The organism is Marinifilum sp. JC120 (assembly GCA_004923195.1).
Lineage (GTDB): Bacteria > Desulfobacterota > Desulfovibrionia > Desulfovibrionales > Desulfovibrionaceae > Maridesulfovibrio.
Window position 1 is genome coordinate 31,697 of sequence record RDSB01000024.1, and the last position, 22,021, is coordinate 53,717.

Annotated in this window: 17 protein-coding genes and 1 tRNA gene; 6 read left to right on the forward strand and 12 right to left on the reverse strand. The window is 45.8% G+C overall.

Translation table 11 applies throughout. The features are described from left to right. Nucleotides 1–3 precede the first annotated feature (3 nt). From D0S45_18270 to D0S45_18290, 5 genes are all read right to left on the reverse strand, one after another. Nucleotides 4–2,682, reverse strand: coding sequence for a PAS domain S-box protein (locus D0S45_18270; GenBank protein TIH12385.1), 2,679 nt, complete (start codon nt 2,680–2,682; stop codon nt 4–6). A 188-nt stretch (nt 2,683–2,870) separates the two neighbouring features. Further along, nucleotides 2,871–4,124: an ATP-dependent Clp protease ATP-binding subunit ClpX gene (clpX, locus tag D0S45_18275; GenBank protein ID TIH12386.1), complete on the reverse strand. Its 1,254-nt coding sequence runs from the start codon at nt 4,122–4,124 to the stop codon at nt 2,871–2,873. A 6-nt stretch (nt 4,125–4,130) separates the two neighbouring features. Then, a complete protein-coding gene (clpP, locus tag D0S45_18280) occupies nt 4,131–4,739 on the reverse strand; it encodes an ATP-dependent Clp endopeptidase proteolytic subunit ClpP (GenBank protein ID TIH12387.1) in 609 nt (202 codons plus the stop codon). Nucleotides 4,740–4,991: 252 nt separating this feature from the next. Then, nucleotides 4,992–6,299, reverse strand: coding sequence for a trigger factor (gene tig, locus D0S45_18285; GenBank protein ID TIH12388.1), 1,308 nt, complete (start codon nt 6,297–6,299; stop codon nt 4,992–4,994). A 305-nt stretch (nt 6,300–6,604) separates the two neighbouring features. Then, nucleotides 6,605–6,919: a tetratricopeptide repeat protein gene (locus tag D0S45_18290; protein TIH12389.1), complete on the reverse strand. Its 315-nt coding sequence runs from the start codon at nt 6,917–6,919 to the stop codon at nt 6,605–6,607. Between the two features lie 371 nt (nt 6,920–7,290). Between D0S45_18290 and D0S45_18295 the strand changes: the two genes are divergently transcribed. Both D0S45_18295 and D0S45_18300 read left to right on the forward strand, forming a co-directional pair. Continuing rightward, nucleotides 7,291–7,878, forward strand: a complete 588-nt coding sequence (locus tag D0S45_18295) for a LysE family translocator (GenBank protein TIH12390.1) — start codon at nt 7,291–7,293, stop codon at nt 7,876–7,878. Nucleotides 7,879–7,889: 11 nt separating this feature from the next. Then, on the forward strand, nt 7,890–8,675 hold the full coding sequence (locus D0S45_18300; GenBank protein ID TIH12391.1) for an AraC family transcriptional regulator: 786 nt from the start codon (nt 7,890–7,892) through the stop codon (nt 8,673–8,675). Here the strand turns inward: D0S45_18300 and D0S45_18305 are convergent, their stop codons facing one another. From D0S45_18305 to D0S45_18315, 3 genes are all read right to left on the reverse strand, one after another. Continuing rightward, the gene (locus D0S45_18305) at nt 8,676–9,077 is read right to left on the reverse strand and encodes a hypothetical protein (GenBank protein ID TIH12392.1); all 402 of its coding nucleotides are present in this window, start codon (nt 9,075–9,077) and stop codon (nt 8,676–8,678) included. Nucleotides 9,078–9,213: 136 nt separating this feature from the next. Next, nucleotides 9,214–9,654 carry a hypothetical protein gene (locus D0S45_18310; GenBank protein ID TIH12393.1) on the reverse strand — a complete coding sequence of 147 codons (441 nt, stop codon included), beginning with the start codon at nt 9,652–9,654 and terminating at the stop codon, nt 9,214–9,216. 166 nt (nt 9,655–9,820) lie between these two features. Then, nucleotides 9,821–11,461 (reverse strand): methyl-accepting chemotaxis protein, encoded by a 1,641-nt coding sequence (locus D0S45_18315; GenBank protein ID TIH12394.1) that lies wholly within the window; start codon nt 11,459–11,461, stop codon nt 9,821–9,823. 298 nt (nt 11,462–11,759) lie between these two features. Here D0S45_18315 and D0S45_18320 point away from each other — a divergent pair. Then, nucleotides 11,760–11,836 (forward strand) — tRNA-Arg (locus tag D0S45_18320). Between the two features lie 514 nt (nt 11,837–12,350). Here D0S45_18320 and D0S45_18325 read toward each other — a convergent pair. Continuing rightward, complete coding sequence (locus D0S45_18325) at nt 12,351–17,276, reverse strand: response regulator (protein ID TIH12395.1); 4,926 nt, start codon at nt 17,274–17,276, stop codon at nt 12,351–12,353. A gap of 11 nt (nt 17,277–17,287) precedes the next feature. Then, nucleotides 17,288–17,797, reverse strand: a complete 510-nt coding sequence (locus tag D0S45_18330) for a hypothetical protein (protein ID TIH12396.1) — start codon at nt 17,795–17,797, stop codon at nt 17,288–17,290. 90 nt (nt 17,798–17,887) lie between these two features. Here D0S45_18330 and D0S45_18335 point away from each other — a divergent pair, with 90 nt between their 5' ends. Beyond that, nucleotides 17,888–18,796, forward strand: coding sequence for a diguanylate cyclase (locus D0S45_18335; GenBank protein TIH12397.1), 909 nt, complete (start codon nt 17,888–17,890; stop codon nt 18,794–18,796). 118 nt (nt 18,797–18,914) lie between these two features. Here D0S45_18335 and D0S45_18340 read toward each other — a convergent pair whose 3' ends face one another. Together D0S45_18340 and D0S45_18345 are read right to left on the reverse strand one after the other, a co-directional pair. Beyond that, nucleotides 18,915–19,640 carry a DUF3987 domain-containing protein gene (locus D0S45_18340; GenBank protein ID TIH12398.1) on the reverse strand — a complete coding sequence of 242 codons (726 nt, stop codon included), beginning with the start codon at nt 19,638–19,640 and terminating at the stop codon, nt 18,915–18,917. A 99-nt stretch (nt 19,641–19,739) separates the two neighbouring features. After that, a complete protein-coding gene (locus D0S45_18345) occupies nt 19,740–19,892 on the reverse strand; it encodes an AlpA family phage regulatory protein (protein ID TIH12403.1) in 153 nt (50 codons plus the stop codon). Nucleotides 19,893–20,139: 247 nt separating this feature from the next. On the opposite strand from D0S45_18345, the gene D0S45_18350 reads away from it, so the two are divergent. Both D0S45_18350 and D0S45_18355 read left to right on the forward strand, forming a co-directional pair. Then, nucleotides 20,140–20,919 (forward strand): hypothetical protein, encoded by a 780-nt coding sequence (locus tag D0S45_18350; GenBank protein ID TIH12399.1) that lies wholly within the window; start codon nt 20,140–20,142, stop codon nt 20,917–20,919. Then, nucleotides 20,916–21,842 (forward strand): nucleotidyl transferase AbiEii/AbiGii toxin family protein, encoded by a 927-nt coding sequence (locus D0S45_18355; GenBank protein TIH12400.1) that lies wholly within the window; start codon nt 20,916–20,918, stop codon nt 21,840–21,842. The genes D0S45_18350 and D0S45_18355 overlap by 4 nt, the downstream gene beginning before the upstream one ends. The last annotated feature ends 179 nt before the right edge of the window (nt 21,843–22,021 follow it).

The window sequence follows — 22,021 nt, forward strand, 5'->3', positions numbered from 1 at the left end:
CCCTTAACCTGAAGGAGGTAGCCGGACAGGCAACGAGACGACAAACTTTGTCCAATTCCCAAGAGAAGAAGAAACTACCAGATTTCCTTTATGTAAATCGGATATAATAAAATATGAAATGGCCAATCCAAGCCCGGTTCCCTCACCTACTTTCTTGGTGGTATAAAAAGGTTCAAAAATACGCTTGCGCTCAGATTTATCAAGCCCCTGCCCGTTATCTTCAATTTCAATATTAACATAACCGTCCTGCTCATACACTCGCAAAATAAATTTCGATCCTCCAGTCTCATATTGCTTAGCATTCATGGACTGGGCACTATTCTTCAACAGATTCAAAAAAACCTGCTGAATCTCGCTGCCTTCACAAAACACAGTAGCTATATCAGGGGCATATTCACGAACAATTTCAATCTTTTTAAAATCATACTTAGTAGAAAGATCATATTCATTGCCAGCAAGTTCAATTGTACTGTCCAAAAGAATTGAAAGATCATGCTGTCTAAAGTTATCCTGATTCTTGCGGCTGAAACTAAGCATGTTTTTAACTATTTTTCCTGCACGGTCCACCGCCTCGGTAATTCCATTGATAATTTTAGGAATTCCCCGGTCATCCATATAGGCATGCAATTCATCAAGATCTAAATTTCTACCATCAGCAGCCTTTTGATTTGCTGAAAGATCACTTAAGACACGCCTTGATATATTCTGGGCCCCCTGTGCAATGATCCCCAATGGGTTATTAATTTCATGAGCCATGCCTGCTGCAAGTCCACCCACGGAAAGCATTTTCTCATTTTGAACCAGCATATCTTCCAACCCGACACGTTCTGTAACATCTTCAATCTGGACAACAATACCGTCTTGTTCACCAGCCGAAAGAGGATAGATCATTATATCATCGTAAAGAAGATTTCCACCTTGCCTGCGCGCAACTCTAGGATCAGTCCATACCTTACGGTTACGCAAGGATTCCCTAACATGCTCCATATACGGAATCAGGCGTGGAAAAACATCAGCAACCTGCTTTCCTACAGCCTGTTCATCACTAATGCCGGCTACCTCTGAAGCCTTCTTGTTCCAGCGGGCCACCTGCCCTTCACGATTGAGGACAATCAGAATAAATGGCATGGAATCAATTATACTTTTCAATTGGTTACGAAGAAGTCTAATTTCCTCAAGTGAACTTTTCAATTCAGTAATATCAGTGTGCGTGCCGATCATACGCACAGCTTTCCCGGACTCATCCCTTTCTACAGCATTGCCACGTCCAAGAATCCACAGCCATTTGCCTTCCCGGTTTTGCATACGAAATTCGACTTCAAAATTCTCTATTTCATTATTGATGCACTTATTGTTTTTAGCAAAAGCTCGCTCCCGGTCATCAACATGAATAAGATCCAACCATGACTCAACATGCGATGGAAACTCATTTTCTCCATAACCGAGCATGGCTTTATATCCTGGGCTGTAATAAACATCATCAGTTTTAATATTCCAATCCCAGACTCCATCCTTATTGGCTGTCATAGCCAGAGCAAACCGTTCTTTACTCTTACGAACCATTTCCTGAGTCCGGCGCAACTTTATATAAGCCATGGATAAGGCAATGGAAAAAACAAGCAACACAGCAATAATAAACAGCCCGGTGAGAATCTCAATTCGATGCGCGCCCCATACAGACTCAGACTCATTCACAATGAGACTGTCGGCAGGCAAATCAGAATCTCGGACCTTGAAGCGATCCAGTACAATACGGTCGAAAATATATTTATTTGCGTCTACACCTTCTACAACAGGAATATCCTTCACCGGAGTACCGTTCAAAACATCAAGAGCTATACGCCCGGCAATAACACCCTGCTCATAATGTGATATCACCTTACCACCAATAATCCCGGCCCCAATGCCATGCTCATAAATATGAAAAACGGGACGACTGCTGCTTGATACGATTTCAAGCAACCCTTCATCAAATGCTTTTGCAACACCGGCTTTATCCCGATATGCAGACAGCAGTAAAACTGCACTGTTTTCAGGAAGCCTGCCCAGCACATCTTCCATTTCAGCCCAGGTCATTCTTTTCAAAGGAATCTCAACAAATTTTATTTCAGGAAATTCATCAGCAAGACTGTACACATGCCGTAAATCCGCCTGCCCTGTAGGTGTTGAATCAACAAGCAGATAAACAGTCCTTACTCCGGGAATCAATTCAGAAACAGCCTGAATATTTTCCCGCATGGAAACGGCCTCGATTATACCGGTGATATTCTCATTAGTGTTCATGGAACGGGCCAAAGGCTGATCATTCACCCCGCAAAAAACAATAGGAATTCCAGATAAAAGATCATCCTGATTTTTAAGGACAAAATTCAAAGCATTATCATTGGAAGTGACTACAACATCATACTTATCCAATGACGCGAGCTTCTGCTTTAGCAGCCTGCGGAAAGCGGAAAGATTCTTTTTATCCATGAACCGTTTGGAATCCATGAACTCCACGTCAAGATGGACCCCGGCAGGATCAAGTACAGATTTGAGGCCGTCAATTTGTTTAAAAAAAGTGGGAAAACCAGGATGGTAGGAACTAACAAGCAGAACCCGAGACTTTGCAGAAGAAACATCAGGGCAAAAGAAAATAAAGACAGACAACGCCATAACAATAACAATTAAGATCTTCTTCATGTATCGGCCAACCTAGGGAAAAGAAATTTTTAAGATATCACGATCAATACGTCATTACTTGAGCAATGCCAATCCTCCATAATAAAAAAACAACCTAGTTTACAATAAAAACACATAATAATTTTCACAAAAAAAACCTCCGATCCCAAAGGACCGGAGGTTTAAATGAATACTGAAGTGTGCTCTGATTAAGCGCTCTTAACTTCGTTGTGGAAGAATAAAATGGGTTCCATTCCATTCTCAACCACACTTTTGTTAATAACACACTCTTTAACCCCACTCATAGAGGGGAGTCTGTACATGATGTCAAGCATGATAGATTCCAGAACATTACGCAGGCCGCGAGCACCTGTTTTACGTTCAACTGCCTTAGTAGCAATGGCTTGCATGGCATTGGCAGTAAAGGTCAACCGCACGCTGTCCAGTTCAAACATTTTCTTATACTGTTTGACCAGTGCGTTCTTGGGTTCCTGAAGGATGCGTACAAGATCTTCTTCGGTCAACTCGGAAAGAGCTGTCTGTACGGGGATACGGCCTACAAATTCGGGGATAAGACCGAACTTGACTAGATCCGCAGGCTCTGCCTTGGAAAAAAGCTCACTGATGCCCTTATCGGACTTCTGCTCAACCTTGGCACCAAAGCCGATACCCGAACCGGACATACGCTGCTGTACAATGGTATCCAGACCGATGAATGCACCGCCGAGGATAAACAGAATATTGGAAGTGTCGAGCCTGATGAATTCCTGCTGCGGATGCTTACGCCCGCCTTTGGGAGGAATATTGGCTTCGGTTCCTTCAATGATCTTGAGCAGTGCTTGCTGGACACCTTCACCGGAAACATCACGGGTGATGGAAGGACTGTCTCCCTTGCGGGAAATTTTGTCGATTTCATCAATGTAAATAATTCCGCGCGATGCGGCGTCAATGTCATAGTCAGCATTCTGCAAAAGCTGCACGAGAATGTTTTCCACATCCTCACCCACATAACCGGCTTCGGTCAGTGTGGTGGCATCTGCTATGGCAAAAGGAACTTTAAGAACTCTTGCCAGAGTCTGAGCCAGCAGAGTCTTACCGGAACCTGTAGGCCCGATCAGCAGGATATTGCTCTTATCGATTTCAATATCGTCATTTCCGCAGGCCTGAGTGTACTGCACACGTTTATAATGATTGTGAACGGCTACAGCCAGAATCTTCTTAGGATGTTCCTGACCGATAACATATTCATCAAGCAGCTCTTTAATTTCCTGTGGGGACAGGAGCGTACCTGCATCAAACTCCTCACCAACCGCCTCCTGAGCCATGATGTCATTACAAAGCTGGACACACTCGTCGCAGATGTAAACATCAGGCCCGGCAATCAGCCGCTGCACCTCATCCTGAGATTTGGAGCAAAAGGAGCAATGAAGGTCCTGTCCTGAACCTTGGTTTTCATTACTCATCAGGAATTAACCTTCCTTGGATTCAAGATTTCCGCGATTCTCCAGAACCTTATCGATGAGACCATATTCAACGGCCTCTTCGGCAGACATGAAGTTATCGCGATCCGTATCCTTCTCAATCTCTTTTGCTGTTTTGCCGGTATTTTCGGCCATGATAGAGTTGAGGGATTTTCTAAGTCTTAAAATTTCTCTAGCCTGAATATCAATGTCAGTAGCCTGACCCTGTGCACCACCAAGAGGCTGGTGAATAAGGATGCGGCTGTGCGGCAGGGAATAGCGCTGCCCTTTCTCTCCTGCACTAAGCAGAAATGCGCCCATGCTGGCGGCCTGTCCCATGCACAGGGTTGCCACTGGGGCGGAGATATACTGCATTGTATCGTAAATAGCCATACCGGCAGTTACTACGCCGCCGGGGGAATTGATATACATATAAATTTCTTTTTCAGGATCTTCAGACTCCAGAAAAAGAAGCTGTGCGCAGATTACACTGGCAACATGGTCATTAACTTCGCCGCTGAGCAGGATGATTCTATCCTTGAGAAGACGGGAATAAATATCATAAGCGCGCTCTGTGCGCCCGGTAGTTTCAACAACAATAGGTATGGTTCCAGACATCTATATCTCCCGGAAATATTTATAAAAGAGAATTCAAATTAACGGAAAAAACCGCCCGAATCGACACGGATAATCATTTAACAATTCATCCTAATCATTTGAAGACTTGAGTACAAGCACAAATCCGGCGGGCTAAACTTAACATCCTGTTAACCGCATATAGAATTATTCACAACCCGTTTTCAAAAAAAATCAAAAGGCGACGCGGTCAGGTAACCGCGCCGCCTTACATATTAATTCAACCGGTCGAGATTACTCTTCGTCCTTTTTAACAGGATCGATTTCAGTAACGTCTGCGTTTTCGTAAATGAACTCAGCAGCCTTGTCAGCAAGCAGTCTGTCCTTGAGAGGAATGAGAAGGTTGTTCTCTTCGTAGTAGGACTTTACAGAACTGAGGTCTTGCTGGCTCTGCTGTGCGATCTGGTAAAGTGCGCCTTCAACTTCCTGAGGCTGAACTTCAAGCTCTTCACGTTTAGCAACGGTGAGCAGGAAGATTTCAGTACGTACGGACTCTTCAGCCACGGGACGCTGTTCTTCACGAAGCTCTTCCATGGATTTGCCAAGAGACTCAAAGCTACGGCCAGAACGCTCTGCGCGGCCGATAACATCAGCAACCATACGCTCAAGACGGTCTTCCATAAGGGAAGGAGGCAGCTGGAAGTCGAGTTCTTTTACAATACCGCTAACCAGCTTGGTCTGAGCTGCAGATTTATTGAGCTGCTTACGGTTTGCAGAGTAAGACTGCTTAACGATTTCACGCATTTTTTCTACGGACTCAAAACCACCTGCCTGTTTGACGATGTCGTCAGTCAGTTCAGGCATTTTGCGTTCTTTGATAGCATGAACAGTAACCTTCATGGTTGCAGTCTTGCCAGCAAGGTCGGAGTTGATGAAATCTTCGGGAAAAGTGATGTCGGTTTCACCGGACTCACCAGTCTTCAGGGTCTTGACAAATTCTTCGAACTCTTCAAGAGAGTGACCTTCACCGATGGGCAGGTCGAAGTTGTCAGCCTGAACGCCGGGGATGGGCTCGCCGTCCATTTCTGCGGAAAAAGTTACACAGGCAAGTTCGCCGTCTTTAGCAGCACGGTCGTCCTCAATGGGAGCGATCGTAGCCAAAGACTGGAGCAGTCTGTTTTCAACGTCCTTGAGTTCATCTTCAGAAACTTCAGCACGCTCTTCTTCAACGGAAAGGCCGAGGTAACCGGGAGTATCGAATTCAGGAACGATTTCGAACTTGATGGTGTATTTGAAATCTTCACCACGAACCAGTTCCTTAGCGTCAACGTCAATCTTAGAAACCGGAACAAAGGACTCGCCGTTGAGGATTTCGTTGATCTGGTAGTTGATCAGGTCAGTGGTAGCTTCGCTGATAATCTGTTTTTTGTACTTGGACTGGACAACAGATGTGGGAACTTTACCCTTTCTGAAACCCTTAATCGGGGTCTGCACTTTGTACAAAGCAATGGTTGCATCCAGAGCTGCACCTACTTCTTCAGCAGGAACATCAACTATAATCTCTCTTGCTACCTCTGAAACTTCTTCAATATTAAAATCCATCTTAGGCATCCTCCTAGAAAATATATCCGCCATGCGCAAACCGCAACGGCAGTTGTGTACTTTGGCTCGAGTCGGTCTAAGTGAAGTCTTTCACATTATTCCAACAAAAGAACTGGGATTATTTAGGCAGTTTCCTCACAAAGTCAACCCCCTTAAGGGAGTTCGTTCGCAAATAATTAACAGATTTCTTTATTATCCCGTAAAAAACACTGCTGAAACCAAAATAACACTTATTAACATTAATAAGGCGAAACCCCATAACGGGATTTCGCCAATAGCAAGGAGGAGATTCGTATTTAAAAGTTCTATGCTGCAAGTTTTAGCTTAAGATCATCCCTTTTCGATTCAAAACGTTCAATCAAGGCCGCCTGCCCTTTGTGGTCCGGATTGAGAAAGCCTATAGCAAGATCATATGCATGCACTGCTTCTTCCACTTTGCCGGACATCTGCAAGACAACGGCAAGGTTATTATGCAAGGTTGCCCGGTGGATTTTCTTAGACTTGCACTGAGACATCTCTATGGCGGTCTTAAGATTTGTTTCAGCTTTTTTAAAATCTCCCTTATTGCAAGCCTGCATACCTTCCCTATTCAGTTCCCATGCTTTTCCGAGTTTGCACATAATACTCTCCTGAAATATATTTGAATTTGTTTTGGAAAATTTACTAACCGCGTTGGTTGAGCTGAAGATATTGAAAACGATTCTCAATGTCAAATATTAATTTAAAAAAAATAAGCCCTACCAAAATAGACAGAGCTTATTAAGTTTTCAGAAGCCCTTTCCCGGACCATGAAAAAAATGAATGCAGGCGGGCTTATTGGCGTGAACGGCACAGAAATAAAAATCAATGACCGCGAAGAACTCAACCGTTGCAGCGAGGGGGGCTGTTTGCGTTAAATTTAAGACATCCCAGCCTGAGCAACTTTGTACTATTCTGTTGAGATCTGTTCATGCCAATCTCTCCTCATACATAAAACATAAGGAGAAACAACATGAACATATTGGCATTTCTGGCCTACAGCATAGTGGTGACTTTCACCCCCGGGCCATCAAATATCGTAATCTTTTCCACGGCCCAAAACCATGGTTACAGGAAAGCCCTTGAGTTCGTAGCCGGGGCCACTATCGCATTCGGCATCCTGCTCAGCCTTTCCGCCGCCCTGAACAGCTATCTTTATGAAGTGATGCCCGAAATCCAAACAGGTATGCAAATAATCGGCACTGGATACATGCTCTATCTGGCCTGGAAAATCCTGCATATGGATGACGGTGGAAATTCAGACCGCAGCGGCAGCTTCATGACCGGGTTCACCATGCAGTTCATTAACCCTAAAGTCGTTCTCTTCACCTTAACCGTAATCGGCAGTTTCGTAATCCCGGCATTTTCAGACCCTCTGGACATTGCCCTGTTCGTGGCTATACTGACTTTTATCGGATTTTGTGCCTACAGTTCATGGGTCGTACTGGGAACCCTTTTTCGCCGCTACCTGCGCCCCTATCAAAAACAGGCCAACGTGATTTTGTCCCTGACAATGATCTATTGCGCATGGTCCATTTCAGGACTCCAAAATTTTATCTAACGACTAAAGCTATGCGGGAATTCAACTACACACATCATGATGACCTGACCGTACTTTCGGCCAGATTTGATGAATTCAAGTACAGGAAACACTCCCATGAAGAATACGCCATCGGAGTAACCCTGAACGGAATTCAAAAATACTGGCTGGAAGGTGAAATGCTTTATTCAAAACCGGGCGGAATCATGCTTTTCAGCCCGGAACAACTACATGACGGCTGCTCCGGGGACGAGACAGGTCTGGAATATGTAATGACATACATTCCCCGGAAATTGTTTGAAAAAGTATCCGGCAGAAAAGACGTGTTAAAGTTCTCAACCCCGATAATTAATGATCAGAAACTGGCCGCGAACATAATCAATCTGACCCGTTCCATTGAATCGGGAAAAGGCGACATGCTAACCAATGAACTGATCATGAGCGTCATAGACCGGGCGGCAAATACCATTGAAAAAAGAAATGTGCCCCGAAACTACAAAGCCGTGCATCGCGCCGTTGAAATGATGTATGACAGTTTCGAAGCGCCGCTTAAGCTGGATGAAATCTGCAAGGAAGTGCAAATGTCTAAATTCCACTTCATCCGCCAGTTCAAAGCCATAAAGGGACTCTCGCCCTATCAGTTTTTTCTCAGCTGTAGAACAGAGCAAGCCAAGAAACTCCTTGATAGAAGGAAGGAATTATACGCAGTAATGCTCGAATGCGGTTTCTACGACCTTTCGCATTTCAACCGCCAGTTCAAAAGTGTTTACGGACTCACAGCCCATGCTTACGCGCAGCTGTTAAATAAATCCCGCTGATCAATCCCCAATATCAAAATCACCCCCGGAATCGAAATCTGCACCGGAATCAATATCAGTATCAACGGAGCTTGCATCTACCTGCTCATCCATACCATTCATTGCAGCCATATTGTGCATATGGGCCATGCCCATTCCCATCATCATGCCTTCATCTTCCTGCGTACGTATATAAGCTGCCCTACGCTTGCCCCGACGATACATTTTGCGCATCACCCACCAGATCAGCAGACCGCAAAAACTAAGCAATCCGCCCATGAAGAACATGGCCAGCGCGTCATCTGAGGCAGCATCCGGCTCTAAAAATCCGGAAACAATCAGCAACGCCCCCGGAAAAAACAAAATTGATCCCAGAATAAAAAGAATAAATACTCTGATCTTGACTCCCCAACTGACTGCCATACCGACTCTCCTTGCTGAGATTAAATAGATCTCATATCAAGAGTAACACATCTGAGTATGTCCCTCACTGTTTAAGGCAATAAAAAACCATCCCTTCGTGAAACGAGACGGTTCATTCGTACGATTTCAAATAATCTTATTTTTCCAAATCTTTCTTTTTCATGGGCAGCTCGTAATGGTCCACCTTACCGGAAAGCATATCCATCAATTTATAGATACGCCCTTTCCCATCTTCCCATTTGTAACCATCCCATTTCCCTACATTCAGCCAAGCGCGCCCGGCTTCATCTCCATCATGATAAGCTGTAATCTTTGCATCAGCTAAATACAGAGCAACGATCCACGACCACCGCCCCTCATATTTTAATGTCCATTCACAAACATCCTCAGAAGTATCTTGAGGATAAATGTCAGGGCTAACTCCCTGCTCTATTAACCATTCTTTAAGCGTTGTTTTGAATGTTTCTCTAGTATCATCATGCACTATGATGCAGACTTTATCGGCCTCAAGAATATCGGGAACAGGTTCATTTATGACATCAATAGAGGTACATCCCGCCGCAAGTCCTAAAAGCATAAAAAACAAGAAATATCTAAAATTCTGCAACTAACACCTCGCTTAATATTTATGCCGAGATATAATGCTTCAACTATCCGGTCAAGACTGCATCCCTTTAAAAGTGAAGCAGGCCACATTGTATAAACAATGCGGCCTGCTTCGGACAATGGAGTACGGGACCGTACTAGGAAGAAAGTTGTTTAATCAAAGTGTTAAGTTCGTCACTCATTCTAACCAGTTCAGAACTGGCTTCGTTGGCTGAATGCATGCCTTCCGCTGTCTGTGAGGCAATGGAGTTGATATCATCAACTGCCCTGTTGATTTCCTCACTGGTAGCAGATTGCTGCTCAGCCGCAGTGGCGATTGACTGGACCTGATCAGAAGTACCGTTCACTATTTCAGCGATTCTTTCAAGAGTCTGGCCGGAGCTGTGTGCAATTTCAGTTGACTGCCCCACGGCATCACTTGCCAGCTTAACACCGTCAATGGAACGCTGTGCTCCATCCTGAATGGCCTTTATAGCATTACCGACTTCATCGGTGGCGGTCATGGTCTTTTCAGCAAGCTTGCGGACTTCATCAGCAACAACCGCGAATCCGCGCCCTGCATCACCGGCACGGGCAGCCTCAATAGCTGCATTCAAGGCCAGCAGGTTGGTCTGGTCGGCAATATCCTGAATGACTGTGATAACACTGCCCACGGAATCCGTCTGTTTACCCAGATCACTCATAAAAGAACCAAGGTTCGTTGCATGCGTATTCACGGTTTTTATGGATTCGACCAATCTGCGACCTTCATTCTGGCCTTCGTGAGCATTATCCGCAGCGGAGGTAGCATTCTCAGCTGCATCAAGGGCATTACGCGCAACCTCAAGGGTAGTGCTGTTCATCTCTTCCATTGCTGACGCTGTTTCGGTAATACGCTCAGACTGCACAGCGGCTCCTCTGGAAGCTTCTTCAATCTGGGAAGCAATTACCCCGGCAGCAGAATTGACCTGCCCAGTGATATCCACAAGTTCAGCAGCAACATTTGCTACACGCTCGGCGTTTTCCTGAATCTCCCGCTGCTGCTGTTTCACCTCAGTAAGATCAAAATATATGGTCAACGCACCACACAGCTTATCATCAAGATCATAAAAAGGCTCGCCTGAAAATTGTAATTCGTACAGCCCACCATCACCTTCAAAAGAGGTCTCGCCCTCAATCCTGATTCCTTCGCTCGCAACACGGTCGGTACGGGTTTTCCGAGAATTATCCCCGTAAACATACCCACCGGTTGTCAGACCATAATAATCTTCAGGTTTTCCTTTCTTACCGGAAATATTAAAAAGCCTATTACCAACAAAATTGACCTTTGCTTCCGCATCACAAGTCATAAAAGGATATGCCTCTGCAATGGCATTAAGCACGCCTTCTGAAAAACCGATCCTTTTTTTCAAAACATCAATAGTAGTACAGAGCTGTTCACCAAGCTGACCGAATTCCCCCTCACAGGATTCAGGTTTATTGGAATTGAAGTCCCCTTCTGCAACACCCTGCAAATACCCGACAATCGCAGCTGATTTTTTTGAAGTTCCTTTACACACCATCTGAACAGTCAAAAAACCACCCAGCAGAACAACCCCAAAAACAACTACAGCTGCAATCTGTATAATTGATTTCGAATCAGCTCCGAACTGCGCCGCCGCAAAAACCGACATCGCACCCAGAACAGCGCACATACCAACCCCAATCAACAATTTGACCTTCATAGCACCCTCTACCTCAAAATGTTCAAAGGAAAATAAAACACACCCGATAAAACCATCAGCAACAAGTGAACACAATTGAACAATTGCGGTTCATTTTGCTCGGTTTAGAAAAAGTTATTTTCGAAATTACTCAATAAAACTATTTGAGTCAATAATTTGTAAGTTTTTTGCACACCAAAATGTTACTTTAAGAAAATAATTCATAATTTCAGAACCCCACATACCGCTGAATCTCAGTTAGCCGGATCTGTTCAAAAAAAATCTCCCGAATATGAATAATAGAATTCACATTCAGGAGGATGAAGATCTAATGAAATAAAAGAGTTTTTCCTTGACAGATAAGCACTGTGATGGATAGTAAAACGTTCTGCGCGGGCAATTAGCTCAGTTGGATAGAGTGTCAGCCTCCGGAGCTGAAGGTCACAGGTTCGAATCCTGTATTGCCCGCCAATTATTTCAATAGGTTATAGCAAAAAAAGAGCAGTGGCTAACAAATTTTACTCACCTTTTTGCTATCCTAATTTTTCAAGCCTGCTCGGATGAGCAGGCTTTTTTTATAGCCTTTTAAGAATGTTAGCCTTTCCGCAGGAACTGAAAACGACGCTGAATCATGCCAATTTGATCCTGCAGATGCTGAAGGTCACAGCTCGATACCTCATGAATGAAAACCGCATCCGTGGAACACGGACGGTAATACAGTTGAAACAACCCAAGACATCGATATCTCTATTGAGAGATCAACTGTGCCGGTTATGCACCATGAGTGCGAGAACTAAAGCAGACATGAATTGGAGGTCGCTACCCCTCTACCGCTCCCGAAAAGACTGCTGCAATGACAAGTAAATTGGCTTCATATTAGACTAAAAGATTAATTAATCTTTATCAGTATAAAATGCTCAAGGATAAGAGGAACACACGGTAAATTCCCAACCGACCAACTTTTCCCACAAGTTCGAATCCCCCCCTACATTTTTACATACTCAATGCTCAGAGAAGCAAGGTATGAACGAACTTCGCCCAATTTCTTCTGCGCCAAGCCTGCATCTTTATTGCGGGCATAGTCTTCCAATTCTTTGAATTTTGCTGACAGTTCATTCATTCCGCAATTAGCGGCGGCACCTTTATAGCCATGGGCCAAGCGGCGCAGATCTTCATAATCAGCTTTTTCCAAAGCCATGGACATATCATCCATAGCCTCATCAAGCTCTTCAAGGAACTCTGGAACAAGGTCTTCCATGTCGGCATCAATCTGAATAACTTCCGGGGCCATTGGTGATTCGAATTTCATAAAATCAGGTTCATCCGAAAGGGTTTCTTTCCTCTCAGATAAATCAGAGCCGGAAGTATGACGGAGTATAATCTGTAGCAATTCCTTTTTCTTGACCGGCTTGGCTATAAAATCGTCACATCCCGCAGCCAAACTCTCTTCCTTATGCTTGCCGAAAGCATGCGCGGTCAGGGCCACTATTGGGGTTCGATCCATGCCATACTTGCGTATCTCCCCAGTTGCGGTCATCCCATCCATAACCGGCATTTCGCGATCCATGAAGATAAGGTCGAAGCCACCACCGGATTCCATGTACAGGTCCACCGCCACCTGACCATTTTCCGCGTCTGTTATCTGCACCTCACTATTTTTCAAGTACTGGTGCACAACCTTACGGTTGGTGGGAATATCCTCCACAAGAAGCAGTTTTAACGGCGGAAGCATTTCCGTCATAACAGAAGCAACAACACTTTGTCCGACATCATTCTGTCCCAGAATACGTGACAACAACTGCCTTAAATCATCCCGCTTGACCGGTTTGGGCAAAAAACCGTCCAATTCTATCTCGCGTGCCTTGATTCGGTCCTCATACACATCGCGTGAAGTGTTGACTATGATATGAGGAGGAGGTTCCGGCCAGATTTCCTTGATTTGTTTTGCCGTCTCCATCCCGCTTAAGCCGGACATCAACATATCCATAAAAATAACCTGATAAGGACGTTCCCGGTGGATTTCAACGGCCTCCAAAGCAGCTTCTCCGCTTTCTGCAAGGTTTACCACTGCTCCCCAACGGGTAAGATGATCAAGAAGCAGCAGACGGTTGGTGGCATTATCGTCCACGACCAACACGGAAACACCGTCGAGCCTGTTTCTCAGAAAACTCTCGGAAAATGTTCCACTGGCAGGGACAACATCGGTGTACTCCAGCCGGACCGTAAAATAAAATGTTGCTCCATTGCCCGACTCGGATTCAATCCAGATATCACCGCCCAGCAGACTGACCAGACGCTTGCTGATGGCAAGCCCCAGTCCGGTACCACCGAACTTGCGGGTAGTGGAAGTATCAGCCTGAGTGAAGCTGTCAAAAATATTTTCCTGCTGGTCCTTGGGAATTCCAATGCCTGTGTCGCGCACGGTTACGAGCAACAGTTCCGGGGCCTCGGCATCCGGTCCCGGATCAATGTAAAACTCAACCTGTCCCTTGTCGGTAAACTTAATGGAATTGCCCACCAGATTGATTAAAATCTGCTTGAGGCGGGTTACATCCCCAAGAACATAACGATTGACTTCCGGCGACACACGATAAGCAAGCTCAAGCCCTTTTTCCCGTGCCCTGACTCCCAAAATAAGCCCTATGCTTTCCACAAGGTCGATAAGGTCGAAAGGTTCGGATTCCAGTTCAACCTGTCCGGCCTCAATCTTGGAAAAATCCAAAATATCGTTGATGATAGAAAGCAGGATCTCACTGGAAGAATGCAAAGTCTGCACATAATCAAGCTGATCGAAGTTTAGCTCGGTTTCAGCCAGCAACTCACTCATACCCAGAATAGCATTCATGGGCGTACGGATTTCATGGCTCATACGGGCCAGAAAATCGCTTTTGGCGCGGGTGGCTTCTTCGGCCCGCTCCTTCTCAAAAATCAAAGCTTCATGCATGGTCTTGCGTTCAGTAATATCCACAGCAAAACCGTCAATAGCACTCAATTCACCATCTTCGTTAAAATGAAACCGGGCACTCAGGGAACACCAGAACTGACTGCCGTCGTAACGTTTACCAGCCAGTTCGTAACCATCAATAAATCCATATTCTTTCAATATTTTAAGTACATATTGACGATCCTCGGAATTCACATAGAGTTGCCCCCCCATATCAGTGACTTCGCTTAACAGGTGTTCGGGTGAATCATATCCGAAAAGATCCGCCATTTTGGGATTGGCACTGAGTAAACGTCCGTCAATATGACTCTGAAAAATGCCCACCGGCAGATTTTCAAAAAGCATACGCAATTCCTCCCGTGCCGAAGCTAGGGCCTCTTCCATCATCTTGCGCTTGATGACTGCGGCAACGCTGTCAGATACTGCCACAAACAAATCGGCATCCTTTTCGGAAATGGAACTTGGAGCCCCTTCCCCCTGAACCAGAACCGGTGCAAGCTTTGAAAGTGCATCAAAATCTTTTACGGCATTATTCCGTTTCATGTCCGGGGTATCATACTCCTGAACAGCCATGAGGCCGATAACCCGGTCATCAACCATAAGCGGGGCCCCCAACCAGACTTTTGGCAGTGCGAACTTCGAATCAAGGCTCGCTATATCAGCCTGTCGCAAAAACACAGGTTTACGTTGCGCAATTACCCGGCATGAAAAAACATAGGGATCATTCAGATCAAGATTTTCAAATATATGTCCTTCCAGATCATCAAACTGATCCACATAAATTGGAAAATGCAGAGACCGCTTATCCTCATCCCACAACCCAACAAAAAAATTGGGGACATTCATGTGTTCCAGTAGAATATCATGAATCGCCGCAAGGGTTTCGTACAAATCTCCGGACCGGGTTACAGTGGAAGCTACCTGATAAAGAATAGAAGTCGCGGTCTGGGACTCCCTGAGATTCTTTTCCGTTTCGCGCCTTTTGTCGATTTCCTTCTGTAAACGGCGGTTCCAGAGTGTGAACACAAAAAAAAGCAAAGCCACGCCGCTTCCGATACCTATAGCCCACTTTTTGATCTTGCCCATGTTGACGCCGCGTTCAACATGGATCTTGATCCACTTATTCTCAATAGCCTGCCGTTCTTTTTCTGATATGGAGGCAAGAGCCTTATCCAATATGGATAAAAGGACAGGATCATCCTTGCGCACCCCCATCCCCATATCCCATGTGGATTTCAATTGACCGGAAATCTTCAAGTCGTAAATATGCTCTTTGCGCATATAGTAGCCTATGGCGTTAGCAGAATCGATATAGGCATCAATCTCTCCTTTATGCAGCTTATTCAATCCGTCCACAATGTTCTCCACATCCATGAATAAAACATCCGGGTACTCGGTCTTGAAACCTGGCGCAAAGGGATAATCACCTACCATACCGACTTTTTTTCCGGAAAGAGCACCGACAGACTCCACAAAAAACTCATCCTGACGAGTAGCGATGACAATGGGGGTTTTCAGATAGGGAACGGTAAAATTCAGATATTCCTCACGCTGCGAATTGACAGCCCCAAGAGAAATCAAATCACACTCATGATCTTTTGCTTTTTGCAAGGTTTCAGACCAGCTTTCTGTTCGGACCAGTGTAAAAGACACCCCGATCCGGTCAGACACAAGCTGCAGATAATCAGAAACCATACCGCTCAACTCTCCGTCATCAGTAATTTCCTCAAAAGGCATGAAATCAGGGTCGGCACAGAAACGAAGGGGACCACGATCCTGCAGGTAAATCATCTCTCTGCGAGTAAAATTGATCTTTCGCGACGGTTCTGCGGATTGCAGCCACTTGTTCTTGATTGCCGAGAGTTCACCGGGCCCCATCGCTTCCAGTGATTTGGACAGGATAGAACATAATTCCGGCCAATCCTTGCGAACCCCAAAAGCGAGTGAGGCATAGCGGAACGTTGGATTGCTCTCAATGGCAGCGGAACTCAGTCCGGCGATGAACCGCTCACGGATAAGATAGTCCATAATCGGCAGAGCCCCAATTGTTGCTTGCGCCCTGCCCTGCGAAACCGCAAGTAGACAATTTTCTGAACTGCTAAGTTGCAGGAGATTTATCTCGGGATAATGTTCACGCAGAACACCAACATGGAAAAATCCGCGCACAACGGCAACTGTCTGCCCTTTAAGCGCATCAAGATTCATAAACTCCTCATCACCCCGTTTAACCGCAACCCCCTGAAACACATCAATATATCCGTCTGAAAATTGAATATACTCCTCACGCGACGGGGTGGGCATGATGTTGCCCATGACATCAAGCTTCTTTTCCCGAAGCATATTTTCCAACACATCCCAAGTATATCCGTGAATATACTCGACTTTGAAACCGGCAATTTCCGCAAGGCGATTCATTATGTCTATGGTCAACCCCTGCGCTTTTCCATCGACATTGTAATTAAAGGGAGGCCAGTCCATTTCATTATGAACCCTGATAACCGGATGTTCATCCAGAAAATCCTGTTCTTCACAGGTCAATCGGAGACGCGCAGAACCTTTCGCATCAGATTTCCGTTCCTGCTCTATAAGAGCGACCCTTTCCCCTATGGAAGATCCGGTGGATTCACCAAACCACTTGTGCTTCAACTGAAGAACCTGTTCCGGAAGAACTGCCGCCATGGCCTTATCCAAAATGGATTTCAGAATAACGTTACCCTTTTGGACTCCCCAAAATAAACTTTCCCCTTTTTCATCGGTCAGGACCGCAAAACCGGTGGGCACAATATTGGTAAGCATTTCTGAAGCAATCAGATAATTGGCTGCCGGCATATTGCCGATGGTTGCGTCAGCATCGCCAAAAGCAACTGCCTTAAGCATCCCCAGCATATTCTGATAAATTTTTATCCTTATCTCAGGATGGAGCTGCCTCAGATTCTCGGTATCGGACCAACTCTCCCCCATAGCCACAGTTTTACCCTTCAGATCTTCAAGGGTGCGCAGATGCTGATTCTCCCTGCGGGTATATATTGAAGAACGGCCCGGATCAGCGGGGAATCGCCATAAAAGATATATTTATCACGTTCCGGGGTTTTACCGATGGGGTGCAGGATATCAAGTTCGCCCCGCTTGAACATTTCCAAAAGTTCAACCCAGGTACGGTCACCAACAAACTCAAATTTGAAGCCCGTAATTTCCGCCAATATCTTCATGTAATCCACAGAAAATCCCATGGACTTACCATTCTCCCTGAAATCAAACGGCGGCCAGTCCATTTCATTGGAGACGCGCAACCGGGGATGCTGTTCCAGATACAAGAGTTCCTCCGGGGTCAACTGCAATGAGGGCTTTTTGTCTTCTAAAACATCAGCAGCCGAGCTGATTCCTCCACTAAGCAGGAACAATACAGACAGAAAAATAATGCTAAGCAGGCAGAGAAAAAAGGTCCGCATAATCCCCCCGATTACAAAATCACCCAGCACAAAATTCATAACACCACGTTGTTTAAATTTTCAGCTAATGATAGATTAACATGAGCGTAATAATTTGTCGTGAATAAACTTAACAGTGAGGTGCGCATCATGGATAAGCATAAGCCTACTATCCTGATCGTGGATGATGTAAAATTCAATGCCCGACTATTGGAAAAGCATCTCTCAGTAGATTATGAATGCATCTGCGCCCTGAATGGAAAAGAGGCTCTTAAGCAGGTTTCGGCAAAACGGACCGACCTCATCCTGCTGGATATTCTAATGCCGGATATGGATGGTTTTGAAGTTTGCCGCCGCTTAAAGTCCGATGAAAAAACCATGCATATTCCCATAATTTTCACCACCAGCCTGACCGAAGATGAAGACGAGACAAAAGGTCTGAAACTTGGGGCAGTGGATTATCTGACCAAACCTATTCGCATCCCCATCGCCTTGGCACGAATCAAAAACCATCTGGAACTGAAACGCATGCGCGACCTGCTTGAGCAACAGGCCTGCATCGACGGACTTACCGGAATCCCCAACCGCCGCCGCTTTGATGAAATTCTTGACCGGGAATGGGCCCGAGCCATACGGAACAAAACCCCATTATCACTGATCATGATGGATATTGATTTTTTCAAAAAGTACAACGACAACTACGGCCACAAACAAGGCGACACCTGTCTGAGAAAAGTCGGACGCTGTCTTGCCCAGTCCCTGCAACGGGGATCAGATTTCATCGCCAGATATGGCGGGGAGGAATTTGCTGCTATTTTACCGGATGTTGATGCAGAAGAAGCAATGAGCACAGCCGCCTATATCCGTGATAAACTGGCAGAACAGGCTATTCCGCATGATTTTTCCGAAGCAGGACCGCTAGTTTCCTTAAGTCAGGGAGTGACGACATTCACACCGGCAATCAACCAGCCAACCGGGGAAATTATCGAAGCGGCAGACAAGGCACTTTATAGAGCAAAAGAGAGTGGGCGGAATTGTGCCGTTTTGTTCGTCCTATGAACAAAATCGTTTACTAGGCTTTATGTTCGTTTCTCATCCTTTACCATGCATGAATATGGTAGATTTTCGTTTATTCCACTAAAATAAATCAAAATAAACAATAATCTACCATAATCAATCACATCCCAAGCCCAGCACCCTGCCCTCTGACTTTCTTAAACTTCCACATTAACTTTTTCATCGAACGAACAATTTTTCCAACTCGCTCAAAACTCTCTCCAATTCGCTCTGCAAGTCCCGGCAGCCTTGTATTTCCTGCTCCAAGGCCGCTATCTTGGCGTCTTGGGAGGCTAGCCGCCGGGACTGCTCCCGTTCGATCCGGTTCATCAAATCCAATAAGCTCTGCTGTAATTCGGTCATAATCTACTCTTCTATGTATAGTGCTGCGTCGCCGTGCTTGGTTGTCCTCGGATGAATTTTCACGCCCTTTGGAAAAAGCAGGAACTTCTGGCCCTGCTGAACGTATGGGGCTATCCCCCAGTCGATGAGAATTTTTGATTTTTTCTGATTTTCCGTGAGATTTATTGATACCAGTTGAGATTTTTTGAGATTCGCTGATATTTAAATCCTGCTCGTATTTGAAAAGTCCCTGCTTATGCTTCTGGTACACAGCTTGGTCCTTCTCGTGGATCGGCTTCATGATCGCGGCAGAGCATGGACTTTTGCCTGTGCCGGATTTAGCCACCAATGCCCAATACAGGTTCGGATGGGTTATCCAGCTCGGCTTGACTTCAAGGCCACGAGTTCTGCCCACCGTGGCCCCGATAACCGCAAGAAAGGTGATGGCCGGGACAGCAAGCGGAACATTGTAGGCCGAAGCCGCAACATCGAGAGAATCCTCGATGCTGGGCTAAAGCACTCCATGCGGAAAAGAGGAAGGCGGAGGGAGCAAGCTGCCCCCTCCATAAGCCATAGACGCCATGTCAGACATCTATGCTTCGCCTTAGTTTGGCAGTTCTTCGATGAGTTTGCGGATGTCGCAGACCCGCCAAGCGGTGGTCCGCTCGGTGAGTTTGACCGGCTTGGGAAAGCGTCCGGTCTGGATGCCTTTCCACCAAGTTGTTTTGGAAACAGGAAACGGACTTTCAAACGGCAGAAATGAGCAAGCCCAGAATTACGCAGACCAACTAGAACTACGAGATGAATATCAGCCTGACGGCCTGCTGGTTACGAATTGTCTGGCGGGAGATCAATTTTTGCGCCGGGAATGCCCGTTATCCCTTGATTCATGAGGACAATCTTAGTTTAATTTTACTCCATATAGAACACCATACACTTACTAATTAAAATATTTTTAAACTTAACACTTGTCCTTAGTTTAAATAAACGCTAATTAGTACAGCATGGACCAAACAAGAGGAACAAAAATAAACCAACTCATGCTGAAGTGGTCAAACGGGACCATAAAAAATTCCGAGGAGCTTGCAAAGCTGGAGATAAACAAGTCACTTGTCCAAGGATACATGGAACAAGGCTGGCTTGTTTCTGTTGGTCGCGGCGCATATGCTAAATCACACGACAGCCCCACTTGGCTCGGCGGTCTGCATAGCTTGCAGCAAAAAGACAAGCCATTCATCCATGCCGGGGGCAGAACTGCTCTTGAGCTTCAGGGCTATACCCACTACGTCTCAGCTCAGGAGCGAGAGATATTCCTTTTTGCTCCCCCCAAAACAAAACTGGCGGCGTGGTTTGCTAAATATGACTGGGGACAGAAGATCGTCTTTACTTCCACCTCCCTATTTCCTGACAACCTCTCCGACAGCTTCACTGAACACGATGCTGGAACTTTTACGGTAAAAATATCCTCCCCAGAACGCGCCATACTTGAACTGCTGCACCACGTACCGCAAAAAGTAGGTTTCGATGAAGCTTTTCAACTTATGCAAGGGCTCGGCACTTTACGGCCCACGCTTGTCCAGACACTGCTCGAAGAGTGCAACAGCATCAAGGCCAAACGACTATTCCTCTACCTTGCCAGAGAAAGTGGACACCGCTGGCTTTCCCGCATCAAACGAGACAGCATCCAACTGGGCTCCGGCAAACGCGAGATAGTAAAAAACGGCATGCTGGATAGAGAATTCAACATCACCGTCCCCAAGAACAATGAAGAGGAACTGTTTTGAATAAATACGAAAAGCAGGTACGCATCCTGCTGCGAGTCTTGTCCCTGATTGAATATGACCATCCCAACGGGGACGGTTCAGCATTCCTCGCCCTGAAAGGCGGCACAGCCCTGAATTTCTTCCTTTGGAATCTGCCCCGCCTGTCCGTAGACATTGACCTTGCCTACTGCCCAATCAATGACCGCAAGACAGCCCTGCGTGATATTTCAGAAAGCATGCAACGACTGGCAAAGCAGGTGGAAACAATAATGCCTGCCGCAGCAGTAAATCTGACCGCGCCAAACAATGCCGCTCCTAAAGTGTTGATCAAACACGATGGGGTAATGGTTAAGATTGAACCCAATGCCACCATTCGCGGCACAGTATATGAGACAGAATATTCGGACCTACAGCCGGAAGTTGAACGCCGCTTTGAAATGGCAGCAGAGGTACGCCGCCTTTCCATCCATGATCTATACGGTGGTAAAATATGCGCTGCACTCGATCGCCAACATCCACGTGATCTTTTTGATGTGGCCCAACTTCTCGACACCGAAGGACTGACCGAGAAAACCCGAAAGGCATTTCTCGTTTATCTACTGGGACACAATCGCCCAATGTCGGAAATTCTGAATCCCAATTTCCAACCCCTAGCCGAGGCCTATGAAAAAGAATTCCGGGGGATGACACAGACTGAAGTTGCCCTTGAAAAACTGGAAGCCACCCGCGCTCAGCTGGTCCAAGAAATCAAGTCAGGCCTAAGCAATGACGACAAGCAATTCCTGCTCTCCGTCAAAAAAGGAAATCCTGAATGGGAACTTCTGGAAATCCCTCACGCCGCTCAACTTCCTGCCGTGCTTTGGAAGCTGCATAATATTGAGAAGCTGAGGAAGAACGCCAAGAAGCATGCTGAGGCTGTTCGGAAGCTTGAGGAGTGTTTTTGAATCAACCGGTTGGTGACATAGGCCGTAATGTATGAAATGCTACACAAAAAACGGACACCCCATTTTTAGGTTAAGCAGCTAGTTGTTGTTTATGGTAATAGTCCTGCTCAAATCGCTCCGGTGAGACATAGCCGATCCCAGCATGTCTGCGTTTCCTGTTATAAAAAATTTCAAGATAG

What these genes read in the sequence shown, in the direction of transcription:
- D0S45_18270 (TIH12385.1), bottom strand. Translation starts at nt 2,682, where the DNA reads ATGAAGAAGATCTTAATTGTTATTGTTATGGCGTTGTCTGTCTTTATT.
- clpX (TIH12386.1), bottom strand. Translation starts at nt 4,124, where the DNA reads ATGAGTAATGAAAACCAAGGTTCAGGACAGGACCTTCATTGCTCCTTT.
- clpP (TIH12387.1), bottom strand. Translation starts at nt 4,739, where the DNA reads ATGTCTGGAACCATACCTATTGTTGTTGAAACTACCGGGCGCACAGAG.
- tig (TIH12388.1), bottom strand. Translation starts at nt 6,299, where the DNA reads ATGGATTTTAATATTGAAGAAGTTTCAGAGGTAGCAAGAGAGATTATA.
- D0S45_18290 (TIH12389.1), bottom strand. Translation starts at nt 6,919, where the DNA reads ATGTGCAAACTCGGAAAAGCATGGGAACTGAATAGGGAAGGTATGCAG.
- D0S45_18295 (TIH12390.1), top strand. Translation starts at nt 7,291, where the DNA reads ATGAACATATTGGCATTTCTGGCCTACAGCATAGTGGTGACTTTCACC.
- D0S45_18300 (TIH12391.1), top strand. Translation starts at nt 7,890, where the DNA reads ATGCGGGAATTCAACTACACACATCATGATGACCTGACCGTACTTTCG.
- D0S45_18305 (TIH12392.1), bottom strand. Translation starts at nt 9,077, where the DNA reads ATGGCAGTCAGTTGGGGAGTCAAGATCAGAGTATTTATTCTTTTTATT.
- D0S45_18310 (TIH12393.1), bottom strand. Translation starts at nt 9,654, where the DNA reads ATGCTTTTAGGACTTGCGGCGGGATGTACCTCTATTGATGTCATAAAT.
- D0S45_18330 (TIH12396.1), bottom strand. Translation starts at nt 17,797, where the DNA reads ATGAATTTTGTGCTGGGTGATTTTGTAATCGGGGGGATTATGCGGACC.
- D0S45_18335 (TIH12397.1), top strand. Translation starts at nt 17,888, where the DNA reads ATGGATAAGCATAAGCCTACTATCCTGATCGTGGATGATGTAAAATTC.
- D0S45_18350 (TIH12399.1), top strand. Translation starts at nt 20,140, where the DNA reads ATGGACCAAACAAGAGGAACAAAAATAAACCAACTCATGCTGAAGTGG.